The following is a 15,240-nucleotide window of genomic DNA, read 5'->3' as shown; positions in this document are numbered from 1 at the left end:
ATGTTCCACAGCCCTTCCAAGCACAAGGACTTCGGAGTCTTCCTGCCGGTGGCCAACGGCGGCTGGATCATCTCCAAGACCACGCCCACCCTCGACGGCCTCTACCAGAGCAACAAGGCCGCGGCCGTCGCCGCCGACCAGGTCGGCATGGACTTCGTCATGTCGATGGGCAAGTTCCGAGGCTTCGGCGGCGAGACCGACCACTGGGGCACGGCCCTGGAGTCGGTGACGATGATGGCCGGCATCGCCGAGGCCACCAAGAACGTCCGCATCTGGGCCACCATCCACCCGCTGCTGCAGAACCCGGCCGTGGCGGCCAAGATGATCGCCACCCTCGACCACATCAGCGGCGGCCGCGCGGGCCTCAACATCGTCGCCGGCGCCTATCGCGGCGAGTTCGCCCAGATGGGCGCCTGGGACGACGCCCTGACCCACGACGACCGCTATGTCCTGACCGAGGAATGGACCCAGATCGTCAAGCGGCTGTGGAGCGAGGACAGCGTCGATTTCGACGGCCGGTTCTTCACGATGAAGGACTGCCAGTCCAAGCCCAAGCCGCTGAGCCGTCCGCGTCCGGAACTGGTCTGCGCGGGCATGAGCGACCGGGGCTTCCAGTTCTCGGTGCGCGAGGCCGACGTCTGCTTCATCGGCGGCCGCACGCCCGAAGAGCGCCGCGACGCCTCGCGCCGGGCCAAGATCGCCGCCCAGGGCATGGGCAAGACCATCAAGACCTACGCCATGTGCACCGTCGTCCACGCCGAGAGCGACGCGGGCGCCGAGGCCCTGGTCCAGCGCTACAAGGACGGGGCCGACATGGGCGCCATCCTGGCCATGCTGGAAAGCTGGGGCGTGCCGGCCGAGAAGCTGTCGAGCGTCGCGGCCCAGCAGGGCGCGTTCATGACCCACACCGTGGTCGGCTCGCCCGCCACCTGCGCCGAACAGGTCCAGGCCTTCGTCACCGACTGCGAGCTGGACGGGCTGATGCTGATCTTCCCGGACTATGTGGAGGGCCTGTCGATGTTCGGCTCGGAGATCCTGCCGGGCCTGCGCTCGGTGTTCTCGTGAGCGACTTCGCAGGCTGGATCGCGCCCGGCCGCACGGCGCTGGCGGTGATCGACATCCAGGTCGACTTCGCCTCGCCCGAGGGCCTGCTGGGCCAATACGGCGTCGACATGGGCATGGCCGCGCCGGCCGTGGATGCGGCGGCGGCCCTGGTCGCGGTCGCGCGGGAAGCCGGCGTGCCGGTGGTGTTCGTCGGCCTGTTCACCGCGCCGGACACCGACAGCCCGTCGTGGAACGAGCGCATGCGCCGTCGCGGCGGCGATCCCGACAGCGAGGCGGCCCTGTGCCGCGCCGGCCAGCCGGGCAGCGCCTTCTACGGCCCGCAACCGGCGCAGGGCGAGTTGGTGGTGGCCAAGACCCGCTACAGCGGCTTCGTCGGCACGGATCTCGATGCCCGCCTGAAGGCCATGGGCGTCGATACGCTCGTGGTCTGCGGCCTGACCACCGAGTGCTGCGTGGCCGCCACCGCCGCCGACGCCTTCGACCTCGACTACCACGTCTTCGTCGCCGCCGACGCCTGCGCGGCCTACGAGCCCGACCTGCACGAGGTGGCTCTGAAGACCATGGCGCTGAACACCGCGATCCTCACCGACAGCGTCGAGGTCGCCAAAGCCTGGAAGGAGGCCGCGTGATGGCCGACGGGTTCGCCAACATCCCGGGCGTCGCCGCGCCCTATACGGTGACGGAAGCCGACCGCGCCGCCATCGCCGCCGCGATCAGCGAGAGCGAGATCGTCGAGCTGGCCCTGACCCTGGGCAACATCCCCGCCCCCTCGGGCAAGGAGCTGGAGGTCGCCAACTACGTCTACGACTGGATGGCGCGTGAGGGCTTCTCGCCGCGCAAGGTGGGCGCGACACCCGAGCGTCCGAACATCATCGGCACGCACGGCGGCAAGGGCGTGGGGAAGAACCTCCTCTTCACCGCCCACCTCGACACCGAGGCGCCGACCTGGAACCCCGATCTCGACGCCTACAAGTACAGCCCCTCGACCCTGGCCAATCCCGAGTGGGAGAAGTGCTGGCTGGAGGACGGCAAGCTCTACGGCTATCCGATCGCCAACGACCGCGGGCCGATGGCCTGTTTCCTGATCGCCGCCAAGGCGCTGAAGGCGGCGGGCTACGACCTGGCCGGCAAGATGTATCTGACCGCCTGCCCCGGCGAGATCGGCCCCGAGCCGATCGAGGAGCATCGCGGGATCGCCTACATGGGCAAGGACATCGGCGCCCACTACCTGTTCCACCACGGCGGCGTCGCCCCCGACTACGCCATCGCCGCCGAGGGCTGCGACTTCGGCCTGACCTGGGTCGGCTGCGGCTATGCGGTGTTTCGGATCACGGTGTGGGGCGAGGGGGTGTTCACCCCGCTGCTGGCCCACCCGGCCACGGCCGCCGAGCATCCGAACCCGCTCTACAAGATCGGCAAGCTGACCGAGGCCATCCACGCCTGGAGCGGCGAGTGGGAGAAGGCCAGCCTCTATGAGAGCCCTGGTGGCGTGGCCCAGCCGAAGTCGCAACTGGCCTCGATCCGCGGTGGCATCCCCTACGCCTTCGGGGCCGGCACCGAGCGGGTGAACCTCTATCTCGAAGTGGGCCTCAACCCCCGCCAGCGCGTGGCCGACATCCAGCATTCGCTGGAGGCCATGGTGCGGGCCACGGGCATTTCGGGGATCGAGGTCGAGCCGGTGGTCGTGCGCCACGGTTTCGAGGCAGACGCCGCCGAGGTGGCCCCGCTGGTCGGCGCGGTGGACGTCGCCACCCAGCTGTCGCTGGGCCATCCGGTCGCCAAGGCGGCCCCGGTCTATTCGAGCATGTGGCGCGACCACAACGTCTTCAACATGCACCGCATCCCGGCCATCACCACGGGCTTCGCCCGCTGGCGCCCGACGCCGAAGGACCTCGTGGACAGCGCCCTTGTCTACGCCCTGACGGCGCTGGCCGTCTGCGGCCGGGCCGAGACGGGTGAGGCGGCCAATCGCGCCCCGCCGGTCTATGGCGACAACCCGTTCGGGGGCGAGTGATGGGCGCGGCCCTGGCCAGCGACGCCGACCCCGCCCTGTTCCGCAAGGCCATGGGCGGCTTCGCGGCCGGCGTGACGGTGGTGACCACGGCGCTGGACGGCCAGCTGTCGGGCACCACGGTCAGCGCCTTCTCGTCGCTGTCGATGGACCCGCCGCTGGTGCTGGCCTGCCTCAAGCGCGAGAGCCGCACGCTGGCCGCCGTGCGCGAGGCCGGGGTGTTCTGCGTCAACATCCTGGCCGCCGACCAGGGCGAGCTGGCCTACGCTTTCGCCAGGTCCGGCTGCGACGACCGCTTCGCCCTGGCCGCCTTGGAGCCGGGCGCCACCGCCGCTCCGGTGCTGGCCGGCGGGGTGGCGGCGGTCGAATGCGAGCTGCACGCCGCCCACGATGGCGGCGACCACGAGATCCTCGTCGGCCGGGTCGTCTCGGTCCGCATCGACGAGTCCAAGCCGCCGCTCGTCTACGTGCGCGGCCAGTTCCTGAACACCTGAGAGAAGTCCCGATGGCGTACGACGTTCTGGAAGTGAAGCCGATGACCCGCCGGATCGGCGCCGAGGTGTTCGGCGTCGACCTGGGCCAGCCGCTGTCGAACCGGCAGTTCGAGGAGCTGCACCAGGCCCTCACGCAATACCAGGTGCTGTTCTTCCGCGATCAGCAGATGACCCACGACGCCCACAAGGCCCTGGGCCGCAAGTTCGGGCCGCTGGCCATCCATTCGGGCGTGCCGGGCCTGGCCGACCATCCCGAGGTCGTGGCCATCCACGCCGACGAGAACTCCAAGTTCGTGGCCGGCGAAAGCTGGCACTCGGACCTGACCTGCGATCCCGAGCCGCCCCTGGGCAGCATCCTGCACATGCCGGTCGTGCCCGACGACGGCGGCGACACCGTCTTCGCCAGCATGTACGCCGCCTACGACACCCTGTCGGACCGGATGAAGGCCTATCTGGAGGGCCTCACCGCCGTCCACGACGCCAACCCGATCTACAAGGCGCTCTTCCCCGACCTCGACCGGCAGTACAACTGCACCGCCCACCCGGTGGTGCGCACCCACCCGGTCAGCGGCCGCAAGAGCCTGTTCGTCAATCCGTCCTACACCACCCACATCGCCGGCCTGCCCAAGGCCGAGAGCGCCGCCATCCTCGGCTATCTCTACCACCACGCCGCCAATCCGGACTTCCAGGTCCGCTTCCGCTGGCGGCCCAACTCGGTGGCCTTCTGGGACAACCGCTGCACCTGGCACCAGGCGATCTGGGACTATTTCCCGGACGTGCGCTCGGGCTTCCGGGTGACCATCGCGGGCGATCGGCCGGTGTGATTGGTCCCTCTCCCCTTGCGGGAGAGGGTGGCCTGCGAAGCAGGTCGGGTGAGGGGTCTCTCAGAACTCAAAGCGGCATGCAGCGGATAGGCCGGGCGGTGGCGTCTCGTGTCTGAGAGACCCCTCATCCGACGGCCTTCGGCCGCCACCTTCTCCCGCAAGGGGAGAAGGATCTACTTCCTCCGGAAATCCGCCGTCCTTTTCGCCATGAACGCCGCGATCGCCTCCTTGTGATCCCCGCTGGCGATCAGGGCCGGCAGTTCCTCTTCCACATAGGCCTTGCCGTCGACGATCCGCTTGGTCGCTTCCACGGCCAGGGGCGCGCGGGAGGAGATGGCTTCGGCCAGCTTCATGGCCTCGCGCAGCAGGGTGGCGGGCGTGTGGACGGCGGTGATGATCCCGTCGAACAGGGCGCGGGCCGGGTCGAACTTCGCCCCCGTCAGCAGGTGGGCCTTGGCGCGGGCGGCGCCGATCAGCTTGGGCAGCCGCGTCGCCGAGGCCACCAGACCGATGTTCACCCCCGAGGCCGCGAACACCGCCCGGTCGCTGGCCAGGCGGATGTCGCAGGCCAAAGCGAGTTCCAGTCCGCCGCCGAAGCACCAGCCGTCGATGGCGGCGATGGTCGGCACGCGCAGGGCCTCGACCCAGTCCATCAGCCGGTTGAAGTCTTCCACCGCCGCCAGGGCGCCGTCGCCGCGCACGGCCGCCTCGCGCAGATCATCGCCGGCGCAGAACACCGCGCCCCGGCCGGTCAGCACCACGGCGCGGACGTCGTCGTCGGTGGCGATCTCGTCCAGGGCCCTGACCAGCTGGGCCCGCAAGGGCAGGCTCAGGGCGTTGGCCGGCGGGGCGTCCAGCTCCAGCAGGATGATGGAGCCCGTGGGGCGCGAGACGTGCAGCAGCGGCGGTATCGTCGGCGTCATGCCCGCAACCTCGCCCGGCGCGGGCCGAATGGGAAGCGCGCAACCTCAGGGGCGACAGGTCGTTTCATGCGCAACCATGCTGCGACGCACAAGGATTCCGCTTGCCAGATCCGAAGGCTTGTCACAGCCTCAGCCGTACCGGCCTGCCGAGCGTGGCCGGAGAACACGATAAGAACGACGGCCCGGCGGCGCGTTTTTAGTTCGCGCCGAACCGTACCGCGGAGCGCAATCAGTCCTTTCGGCGTTCATGTTGCAGCGCCGAAGAGCCGGGGCCAAGAGCCGGGGAGTGAGATGGATACCGCGACCCTCGCGACCACTGCGTCGCCTGTCAAAGACCTCTACGAGATCGGCGAGATTCCGCCGGCCTTCCACGTGCCCAAGTCGATGTACGCCTGGACGATCCGCAAGGAGCGCCACGGCCCGCCGGGCTCGGCCATGCAGGTCGAGGTGGTGCCGACCTGGGAGATCGGCGAGGACGAGGTGCTGGTCCTCGTGATGGCCGCTGGCGTCAACTACAACGGCATCTGGGCCGCCCTGGGCGAGCCGATCAGCCCGCTCGACGGCCACAAGCATCCCTTTCACATCGCCGGCTCCGACGCCTCGGGCGTCGTCTGGGCGGTGGGCGCCAAGGTCAAGCGCTGGAAGCTGGGCGACGAGGTCGTCATCCACTGCAATCAGGACGACGGCGACGACGAGGAGTGCAACGGCGGCGACCCGATGTACTCTTCTAGCCAAAGAATTTGGGGTTATGAGACGCCGGACGGCAGCTTCGCCCAGTTCTGCCGCGTGCAGTCGCGCCAATTGATGCCGCGCCCTCGCCACCTGACCTGGGAGGAGGCGGCCTGCTACACCCTGACGCTGGCCACCGCCTACCGCATGTTGTTCGGCCACAAGCCGCACGAGCTGAAGCCCGGCCAGAACGTGCTGGTCTGGGGCGCCTCGGGCGGCCTCGGGGTCTTCGCCGTGCAACTGGCGGCCGTCGCGGGGGCCAACGCCATCGGCGTGGTCAGCGACGACGACAAGCGCGAGTTCGTGCTGTCGATGGGCGCCAAGGCGGTGCTGAACCGCAAGGAGTTCAACTGCTGGGGCCAGCTGCCCAAGGTCAACGGTCCCGAGTTCTCCGACTACATGAAGGAGAGCCGCAAGTTCGGCAAAGCCATCTGGCAGATCACCGGCAACAAGGACGTCGACCTCGTTTTCGAGCACCCCGGCGAGTCGACGTTCCCGGTGTCGGTGTTCGTGGTGAAGCGCGGCGGCATGGTCGCCATCTGCGCCGGCACCAGCGGCTTCAACCTGACCATGGACGCCCGCTTCCTGTGGATGCGCCAGAAGCGGGTGCAGGGCTCGCACTTCGCCAACCTGATGCAGGCCAGCGCCGCCAACCAGCTGGTCATCGACCGCCGCGTCGATCCCTGCCTGTCGGAAGTGTTCCCCTGGGACCAGATCCCCGCCGCCCACGAGAAGATGCTGGCCAACCAGCACCTGCCCGGCAACATGGGCGTGCTGATCTGCGCCCAGCGCCCGGGCCTGCGGACCTTCGAAGAGGTGCAGGAACTGGGCGGGGAGGGGTAGGGGGCGTTCAACCCCACCGCCGTCATCCCGGAAAGCGCGCAGCGCTTATCCGGGACCCAGGGGCCGCCGCACCGCGTCGCCGCCGACGCCGTGAGCCGGCCGATCCGCCTGCGCCCAGTCCCCTGGGTCCCGGCTCTACGCTGCGCTTCGGCCGGGATGACGAATTTGGGGCTCGAGAATGCAGCGCCTGCGTCCAAGACAGCGTCGTCGGAACCACGTCCCTCTCCCTCCAGTTTCGCATCCGAAGGAGCACCGCCCATGACCGACATCACCTACACCATCGTCGAGCACGACGGCGGCTGGGCCTACAAGCTGGGCGCGGTGTTCTCCGAGACCTATCCGACGCACGACGCGGCCCTCGCCGCCGCTAAGCGCGCGGCCGGCGAGCAGAAGGTGGCGGGCGACACGACCGGCATCACCTACGAGGACGAGCGCGGCCAGTGGCGCGAGGAACTGTCCGACGGCCATGACCGGCCGACAACGCACGTGAAGGGGTAGGTCGGCCCACGCTCCCTTTCTTCCCGTCATTCCCGCCCTTGTGGCGGGAACCCCTCTGTCAGCCGCAAGGGCGGATGGGGCGACGTGCCGAGCACGTCGCTTGCACTTCACGTGCGAATGGAACCAGGGGTTCCCGCCACAAGGGCGGGAATGACGGGCGGATAGGCGGGCGATAGTCAGAACTCATATTTCGATCCTAATCGTATCGAAATAGGGATTGGCAACCGCGCCGTCCCGTCCCACAGTCGCGCCCTGACATTCGCGGAGGGGCGTCATGGGGTGGAAGAGCAAGGTCGCGCTGGGCACGGTCGGCGTCGTCGCGGTGCTGGCCGGGGTGGTCGCGGTGCGCACGGCGACCTTCAAGCCGCCGGCCCCGGCCGGTGACGTTCCCCTGGCCGCCGCCCGTCCGTTCGACGCCGCCAGGGCCGCCGCCCACCTGGGCGAGGCCGTCCGTTTCCAGACCGTCAGCCACCAGGACGCCGGCGAGAACGACCTCGCCCAGTGGGACGCCCTGCACGCCTGGCTGCAGAGCACCTATCCGGCCGCTCACAAGGCCATGACCCGCGAGGTCGTCGGCGGCCACGCCCTGATCTACACCTGGAAGGGCTCGGACCCGTCGCTGCCGCCGCTGGTGCTGATGGCCCACCAGGACGTGGTGCCGGTGACGCCGGGCACCGAGAAGGACTGGAAGCACCCGCCGTTCGCCGGCGTGGTGGCCGACGGCGCGGTCTGGGGCCGCGGCTCGGTCGACGACAAGGGCTCGCTGATCGGCCTCTTCGAAGCGGTCGAGGGCCTGGCGGCCGGCGGCTTCGCCCCCAAGCGCACCGTCATCATCGCCAGCGGCCATGACGAGGAGGTCGGCGGAGCCGGCGCCCGGGCCGTGGCGGCGACGCTGAAGGCGCGGGGCGTCAAGGCCTGGTTCGTGCTCGACGAGGGCATGGTGGTGGTGGCCGACAACCCGGTCACCCAGGGCCCCGCCGCGATCATCGGCGTGGCCGAGAAGGGCTACGGCACGATGCGGATCACCGCCCCGGCGCCGGGCGGCCACTCCTCGACCCCGCCGGCCCAGACCGGCGTGACCACCCTGGCCCGCGCCGTGCTGGCCATCGCCGACCACCCGCACCCGATGACGTTCTCAGGCCCCGGCGCCGACATGCTGAAGGCCCTGGCCCCCAGCGCCTCGCCGGTGGTGAAGATGGCGGCGGCCAACACCTGGCTGTTCTCGCCGCTGCTGATCAAACAGATGAGCAAGTCGCCGGCCGGCGCGGCCATGCTGCACACCACCACGGCCCCGACCATGCTGAAGGGCTCGCCCAAGGACAACGTCCTGCCGCAGGACGCCACGGCCTGGATCAACTACCGTATCGCGCCGGGCGACACCGCGGCCGACGTCATGGCCCGGGCCAAGAGCGCCGTCGGCGACCTGCCGGTGACCTTCGCCTGGGAGCGGGCGCCCAATGATCCCTCGCCGGTGTCGTCGACCTCGTCGGGCGGCTGGAAGACCCTGGCCTCGCTGGCCGGGAACGAGAGCGGCGCGCCGGTCGCCCCGGGCCTGGTCATCGCCGCCACCGACAGCCGCTTCATGTCGCCGATCGCCGACGACATCTACCGCTTCCAGCCGATCACCCTGTCGATGGACGGCGCCAAGATGATCCACGGCACCAACGAGCATATGACCGTGGCCAACCTTGAGGAGATGGTGCGCTTCTACCAGCGGCTGGTGGAGACGGCGGGGCGGTAGGCGCGGCCGCCCTCGTCCTTCGACAAGCTCAGGATGAGGGCTATTGCCGGCCGTCGAGTAGAAACCTCACCCTGAGCTTGTCGAAGGGCGGGGTTTCGGCTCCTCGGCGCCCTTCGCAACGCGCCCGGCGAGCGCTAGAACCGGCTCATGCCCGCCCCCTCCTTGCCTGCAGAAGCCGCACGCGCCGCGACCAAGACCGCCAAGGCCCCGCCCGCCAAGTTCGGCAAGGGCTTCCTGTTCGACGCCTGGTACTACGCGGCCCTGTCGCGCGAGGTGAAGACCGGCAAGCTCGCCCGCTACGAGATCCTCGGCGAGCCGGTGCTGGTCAGCCGGGGCAAGGACGGCAAGGTGTTCGCCATCCGCGACGTCTGTCCGCACCGCGCCGCGCCCCTGTCGGGCGGCAAGCTGACGCAGGAGGCCGACGGCCGCTCCAGCGTCGAATGCCCCTATCACGGCTGGCGGTTCGGTTCGGACGGCGTCTGCGCCTCCATCCCGTCGCTGACCAGCGACCAGAGCCTGGAGGTCTCGCGCATCCGCGTGCGGCGCTATCCGGCGGCCGAGAGCCAGGGGATGGTGTTCGTCTGGATCAGCGGCGACCCGCGCTTCGACGGCGAGCCGCCGGAGCCGCCGCCCGAGTTCCCCGGCGTGGTCGGCGGCGACGCCAAGATCGTCGACTCGATGATCTTCGAGACCCACATGGACCACGCGGTGGTCGGGCTGATGGATCCCACCCACGCGCCCTATGTGCACGAGGCCTGGTGGGCCCGCTCGTCCAAGCGCCAGTCGGAGAAGACCAAGGTCTTCGCGCCGTCTCCCGAGGGCTTCGTCATGCGCCGCCACGGGCGCAGCAAGGCCAACCGGCTGTACGACATCCTCGGCGGCGCGCCGGAGATCGAGATCACCTTCCGCCTGCCCGGCTATCGCTGGGAGCACATCGTGGTCGGCAAGCATCAGGTGCTGGCGCTGACCTGCCTGACGCCGCTGACCGAGACCAGCACGCGGATCAGCCAGCTGATCTGGTCGGATCATCCGGTCATGGCCTTCCGCTCCCTGATCGCCCCCTTCGCCCGCGAGTTCCTGCGCCAGGACGGCCGCATGGTGAACCTGCAGAACGAGGGGCTGAAGTACGACCCGGCCCTGATCTGGATCGACGACGCCGACACCCAGGCCAAGTGGTACCAGCAGCTGAAGCGCGAATGGACCGCCAGCCGCGCCGAGGGCCGGCCCTTCGTCAATCCGGTCAAGGAAACCACGCTGAAGTGGCGCAGCTGAGGGCTGCCTGGCTGACAGGTGCTTGGCGGCGGCGCCTCGTCGCCGTCCTGACGACCCTGCCCGACGCGGCCGGCTGGCGGTGGTGCGCGATCACGGCCGTGACCTGCGGCGCGCTGATGGCGGCGATCGGCTTCTCGACCGGCCTCTATCGTCTTACCGAGACGGCGCCGGGCCTGCCGGTGCGGCTGCTGCTGGTCTGGATCATCCCGGCCCTGGGCGAGGAACTGCCGTTCCGGGGCCTGCTGCTGCCCGGCCGCGACGAAACCCGCCGGCCCTGGTTGTGGGTCGCCGTCTCGACCGCGCTCTACGTCGCCTGGCATCCGCTGGAGACCCTGACCTTCCTGCCGCACGCGACGACGTTCCTGCGCTGGGACTTCCTGCTGTGCACGGCGATCCTGGGGCTTTCCTGCGCCCTGATGCGGCTGCGGACCGGGTCGCTGTGGCCGGCGGTGCTGCTGCACGGCGGCTTCGTGGTGATCTGGCAGACCTGGCTGGGCGGGGTCAGCGCGCTGGGGTGAGGGCGGCGCTCCAGTCCAATCCCGCCTCCCTCATCTCCCGAAGGGAGGTCGGGTGAGACAAGGGGCCGATAGACCTGTCCGCTGCGACAGGCGGGTCGGCCGGACGCCGCGTCCGAAGTTTGAGAGACCCCTCATCCGACGGCCTTCGGCCGCCACCTTCTCCCGCAAGGGGAGAAGGACGCTAGACCCGCTCGGCGGTCCGCGCCCGCGTCACGCCGGGGGCCTGGGCGGCGACCACGACCTGGGCCAGCACCGAGAGCAGGTTGCGCATGTCGATCGGCTTGGCGACGTGGGCGTCCATGCCCGCCTCCAGGCAGGTGCGGATCTGGGTCTGCATGACGTCGGCGGTCAGGGCGACGATCGGCAGGCGCACCCAGCGCGGATCGGCGCGCAGGCGGCGGGTGGCTTCCAGCCCGTCCATCACCGGCATGTTGACGTCCATCAGCACGATGTCGAAGGGGTGGGCGGCGACGGCGTCCAGCGCCTCCTGGCCGTTCTCGACCTCGACCAGTTCGCAGCCGAACGGCTCCAGGAACAGGCGGATGACCCGGCGGTTGACCGGATGGTCGTCGACCACCAGCACCCGGCGTCCGCCCAGCGAGGCCAGGGCGTCCAGCTCCAGGGCCGCGGGCTCGGCCGCCGGGGTCTCGGCCGTCTCGCCGACGGCGGCGTCGGCCAGGAAGCGCAGGGTGAAGAGCGAACCCTCGCCCTCGCGGCTGCGCACGGTCACCGAGCCTCCCATCATCTCGGCCAGGCGCCGGGTGATGTTGAGGCCCAGGCCCGAGCCGCCGTAGTTGCGGGTGGTCGAGGCGTCGGCCTGGGTGAAGGCGCCGAAAAGCTTGTTCAGCGTCGCGGGCGTCATGCCGATGCCGGTGTCGCTGACCGTCAGCCGCACCGACTGGCGGCCGCTGTTGGGCTCGGGCGCGCAGGACAGGGTCACGGCGACCCGGCCCTCGCTGGTGAACTTCAGGGCGTTCGACACCAGGTTGGCCACGCACTGGCGCACCCGCACCACGTCGAACATCAGGCACGGCGGCGGCTCGCCGACGACGTCGAAGGTGAGGCTGAGGCCCTTCTCGCGGGCCGTCGGCTGGAAGCCGTTGACCAGCCGGCCGACAGCCTGGGCCAGGTCGCCGGCCGTCGGGGCGATCTCCAGCTTGCCGGCCTCGATCTTCGACAGGTCGAGAATGTCGTTGAGCAGGACCAGCAGGGTCTCGCCGGAATCGATCAGCAGGTCGACCTGCTCGCGCTGGCCGTCGCCCAGGGTCTCGCCGCGCAAGGCCTGGGCCATGCCCAGCATGCCGTTCAGCGGCGTGCGCAGCTCGTGGCTCATCACCGCCAGGAACGAGGACTTGGCCTCGCTGGCGGCCTCGGCCCGGCCTCGGGCGTCCTTCAGGTTGGCCTGGGCCCGCCTCATGTAGAGCGCCCAGGTGACGCCGCCGACCACCAGCAGGGCCATCAGGGCGGCGATCACGCCGGTGGCCTGGGCCAGGCGGCGGGTCAGCTCGACCTCGGCGGTCAGGCGCTCGCTCTCGGTGCGCTTGGACTGCAGCTCGGCCTCGAGCGCCGAGGAGATCTGCGAGGCGGTGGCGGCCTGGGCGGCGTTGGTGTCGCGGGCATGGGCCACGCGCCAGCGGTCGAACAGGGAGAAGGCGTCCTTGCTGCGGCCCTCGGCGTTGGCGATGAACGCCTCGACCAGCATCCGCCCCACCGGATCCGGGCGCGCGGCCCGGGGCGGAGCGGTGTCCAGCAGCGTCAGGTCACGGCGAGCGGCCTCCGCCCGGCCCGTCTGGGCCAGGGCCTTGGCCCGCAGGCGCAGCATCGACATGGCGACGCGATCCTGCGGCGCGACCAGCGCCGCCCCGGCGTCGCGCAGGCAGCGCAGCACGCCTTGGGGATCGTCGCGAGCGTCGGCGATCACCGCGCAGAGGTTCTGGTCCCAGGTCAGCAGGTCCGGATCGCCGGACCCCACGCTCATCCGGTGGTGCACCTCGGCGAACCGCTCGGCGGCGGGGATCTCGCCCAGCTCGGCGGCGGTGTAGGCGATGTCGTACAGCCGCTCGATCTTGCGCATGTAGAAGGCGTCGCGCTCGTCCAGCCGCGCGGCCTCGGCCATGTGGTCGAGGGCGCCGTCCTTGTCGCCGATTTCCGACAGCGTGTACGAGTGCACCTGATGGGCCTCGGCCAGCAGCGGCCGGGCGATCGAGCCGCGCTCGCCCAGCGCCTCGAACAGCTGGCCGGCGAAATGGCTGGCCTCGGTCCAGCGGCCGCTGCGCGCCAGGGAGCGGATGCGCTCGACGCCGGCCATCAGGCCGATCTCGCGGCCGGAGCCGCCCAGGAACCGGGCCCAGCGGGCGTCGTCCATGCCCGTCGGCCCGCGGGCGTCGACGTCGTAGGCGGCCTGCATCAGGTCGGCCAGCGCCGCCAGTTCGGGATCGTCATCGACCCGGGCCGTGGCGCGAACCGTCGCCTCCCAGTCGTCGAAGGCCTTCTGTACGTGGTTGCTCTTGTAGGCGTAGAGCACGCGCCACAGGGCGTAGAGGCGGGTGTCGCCCTTCTGGCGCAGGGCCCGGCGGCCGGCGCGCTCGACGTCTTCGTTGTCGCGCGGGGCCGGACCGGCCCGCTGCACGCCGATCTCGCGATAAAGCTGCTCCAGCTTGCGCGCCTGCTCCGAAGCCTGCGGCGTCGCGGCGCGCGCCGGCCCGACGACGCCGACTTGGGCGACGCCGGCCAGGGCGACGAGCGCGAGCAGCAGGGGCAGGATGCGCTTCACGGGGCGTGCGGTTCCTCAAGCAACCGCTCTGTCCTAGCGTCAAGTTTCCATGCCGGAGGTTAATTTCGGCCCGGCGCGTCCCTAGGCCGCACCGAAAGACCGCCGTTATCGCGCGGAGGTGGAACGGGGCTCAGATGGTCGCCCCGCCGTCCACCACCATGGCTTGACCGGTCATGAAACTTCCCGCCGGCGAGGCCAGGTAGACGGCCGCGCCCGCGATCTCGTCGGGCTCGCCGATGCGCCGCAGCGGCACGCCGGCGGTCGAGCGCTCCAGGGTCTTGGGATCGTCCCACAGGGCCTTGGCGAAATCGGTCTTGATCAGGCCCGGCGCGATGCAGTTGACCCGCACGTTGTCGGGGCCGAACTCGTGGGCGAGGTTGCGGGCCAGCTGGAAGTCGGCGGCTTTCGAGATGTTGTAGGCCCCGATGACGGCGTTGCCGCGCAGGCCGCCGATCGAGCTGACGATGATGATCGCGCCGTCCTTCCGCTCGCGCATTTCCGGGGCGACCATCGAGATCAGCCAGTGATTGCTGATGATGTTGTTGTCGAGGATCTTGCGGAACTGATCGTCGGCGATGCCGGCCAGGGGGCCGTAATAGGGATTGCTGGCGGCGTTGCAGACGCAGACATCGACGCGGCCGAAGGCGGCGCGGGTCTCGTCGACCAGACGCTGCAGGTCCTCCTTCGAGGCGATGTTGGCCGCAACGGCGATGGCCGTTCCCGCGCCATGCTTTTCGTTGAGGGCGCCGGCGACCTCCTCGCAGGGGCCGGCCTTGCGCGACGAGATCACCACCTTCGCGCCGTGCTGCGCCAGGCGCTCGGCGATGGCCTTGCCGATGCCGCGCGAGGATCCGGTGATGATCGCCACCTTGCCGGAAAGGTCGAAGAGGCTCACGGCGCGCTCCCTAAACGTTTGTTTGAATTGCCCGCACAGTGACCGCCGCGCGCCGCCCGGTCAACCGCGATCGAAAAATGCGGCGCGCGTGTCGGGACGGCTGGACCTGGACCGTCCTTGGCCCGAACAGTCCTTCCAGCAAGACGGAGACCCGCCATGGCCTTCACGCCGCCCGCCGCCGCCCACGAACTGACCCTGACCCGGATCATCGACGTCCCGGCCGACAAGCTCTTCAAGTGCTGGACCACGCCCGAGCTGCTGCCCAAGTGGTTCTGCCCGCCGCCCTGGCGCGTGTCGTACGCGCAGATGGACGTGCGCAGCGGCGGGAACAGCTACATCGTCATGAGCGGCCCGAACGGCGAGGAGATGCCCAATCCCGGCGTCTATCTGGAGGTGATCGAGAACCAGCTGATTGTCTTCACCGACGCCTTCACCAGCGCCTGGGTCCCGTCGGAGAAGCCGTTCGTGGTCGGGATCGTGCGGTTCGAGGACCTCGGCGACGGCAAGACCCGCTACACCGCCACCGCTCGCCACTGGACGGCGGAAGACAAGGCGACCCACGAGCAGATGGGTTTCCACGAGGGCTGGGGCGTCGCCGCCGACCAGATGACCGCCCTGGCCGCGACGCTCTAGGGCGAATCGACATTCAGCTAT

14 protein-coding genes and 1 pseudogene are annotated in these 15,240 nt (G+C 70.0%); 12 read left to right on the top strand and 3 right to left on the bottom strand.

Annotation, left to right across the window (positions count from 1 at the left end; genetic code table 11):
* The 5 genes from AC07N1_RS09120 to AC07N1_RS09100 are packed head-to-tail and all read left to right on the top strand — an operon-like array spanning position 1 to position 4,394.
* Positions 1-1,065, top strand: coding sequence for an LLM class flavin-dependent oxidoreductase (locus tag AC07N1_RS09120; RefSeq protein ID WP_494671507.1), 1,065 nt, complete (start codon positions 1-3; stop codon positions 1,063-1,065).
* Entirely contained in the window at positions 1,062-1,694 is a 633-nt protein-coding gene (locus AC07N1_RS09115) for a cysteine hydrolase family protein (RefSeq protein WP_494671506.1), read from the top strand. Before AC07N1_RS09120 ends, AC07N1_RS09115 begins: the two co-directional genes overlap by 4 nt.
* Positions 1,694-3,079 (top strand): zinc-binding metallopeptidase family protein, encoded by a 1,386-nt coding sequence (locus AC07N1_RS09110; RefSeq protein ID WP_494671505.1) that lies wholly within the window; start codon positions 1,694-1,696, stop codon positions 3,077-3,079. The genes AC07N1_RS09115 and AC07N1_RS09110 overlap by 1 nt, the downstream gene beginning before the upstream one ends.
* Positions 3,079-3,570, top strand: a complete 492-nt coding sequence (locus AC07N1_RS09105) for a flavin reductase family protein (RefSeq protein WP_494671504.1) — start codon at positions 3,079-3,081, stop codon at positions 3,568-3,570. The genes AC07N1_RS09110 and AC07N1_RS09105 overlap by 1 nt, the downstream gene beginning before the upstream one ends.
* An 11-nt stretch (positions 3,571-3,581) precedes the next feature.
* Positions 3,582-4,394, top strand: a complete 813-nt coding sequence (locus tag AC07N1_RS09100) for a TauD/TfdA dioxygenase family protein (RefSeq protein ID WP_494671503.1) — start codon at positions 3,582-3,584, stop codon at positions 4,392-4,394.
* Positions 4,395-4,567: 173 nt separating this feature from the next.
* On the opposite strand, the gene AC07N1_RS09095 is transcribed toward AC07N1_RS09100, so the two are convergent.
* Complete coding sequence (locus AC07N1_RS09095; RefSeq protein WP_494671502.1) at positions 4,568-5,317, bottom strand: enoyl-CoA hydratase/isomerase family protein; 750 nt, start codon at positions 5,315-5,317, stop codon at positions 4,568-4,570.
* Positions 5,318-5,608: 291 nt separating this feature from the next.
* Here AC07N1_RS09095 and ccrA point away from each other — a divergent pair, with 291 nt between their 5' ends.
* From ccrA to AC07N1_RS09065, 6 genes and pseudogenes are all read left to right on the top strand, one after another.
* A complete protein-coding gene (ccrA, locus tag AC07N1_RS09090) occupies positions 5,609-6,889 on the top strand; it encodes a crotonyl-CoA carboxylase/reductase (RefSeq protein WP_494671501.1) in 1,281 nt (426 codons plus the stop codon).
* A gap of 258 nt (positions 6,890-7,147) precedes the next feature.
* Positions 7,148-7,387: a DUF2188 domain-containing protein gene (locus AC07N1_RS09085; protein WP_494671500.1), complete on the top strand. Its 240-nt coding sequence runs from the start codon at positions 7,148-7,150 to the stop codon at positions 7,385-7,387.
* A 274-nt stretch (positions 7,388-7,661) separates the two neighbouring features.
* Positions 7,662-9,128 (top strand): M20 family peptidase, encoded by a 1,467-nt coding sequence (locus tag AC07N1_RS09080; RefSeq protein ID WP_494671499.1) that lies wholly within the window; start codon positions 7,662-7,664, stop codon positions 9,126-9,128.
* Between the two features lie 11 nt (positions 9,129-9,139).
* A pseudogene (locus AC07N1_RS09075) lies at positions 9,140-9,222 on the top strand (hypothetical protein); the annotation flags it as partial.
* 53 nt (positions 9,223-9,275) lie between these two features.
* Positions 9,276-10,400: a Rieske 2Fe-2S domain-containing protein gene (locus AC07N1_RS09070; protein WP_494671498.1), complete on the top strand. Its 1,125-nt coding sequence runs from the start codon at positions 9,276-9,278 to the stop codon at positions 10,398-10,400.
* A complete protein-coding gene (locus tag AC07N1_RS09065) occupies positions 10,388-10,918 on the top strand; it encodes a CPBP family glutamic-type intramembrane protease (RefSeq protein WP_494671497.1) in 531 nt (176 codons plus the stop codon). Before AC07N1_RS09070 ends, AC07N1_RS09065 begins: the two co-directional genes overlap by 13 nt.
* Positions 10,919-11,099: 181 nt before the next feature.
* Here the strand turns inward: AC07N1_RS09065 and AC07N1_RS09060 are convergent, their stop codons facing one another.
* Positions 11,100-13,691, bottom strand: a complete 2,592-nt coding sequence (locus AC07N1_RS09060) for a hybrid sensor histidine kinase/response regulator (RefSeq protein ID WP_494671496.1) — start codon at positions 13,689-13,691, stop codon at positions 11,100-11,102.
* 130 nt (positions 13,692-13,821) lie between these two features.
* A complete protein-coding gene (locus tag AC07N1_RS09055; protein WP_494671495.1) occupies positions 13,822-14,586 on the bottom strand; it encodes an SDR family oxidoreductase in 765 nt (254 codons plus the stop codon).
* Positions 14,587-14,742: 156 nt separating this feature from the next.
* Between AC07N1_RS09055 and AC07N1_RS09050 the strand changes: the two genes are divergently transcribed.
* Positions 14,743-15,219: an SRPBCC family protein gene (locus AC07N1_RS09050; RefSeq protein WP_494671494.1), complete on the top strand. Its 477-nt coding sequence runs from the start codon at positions 14,743-14,745 to the stop codon at positions 15,217-15,219.
* Positions 15,220-15,240: the final 21 nt, after the last annotated feature.

The organism is Caulobacter sp. GW821-FHT09B11 (assembly GCF_059418205.1).
Note: the sequence above shows the minus strand (reverse complement) of the source record. Positions and strands in the feature narration are given on the sequence as shown.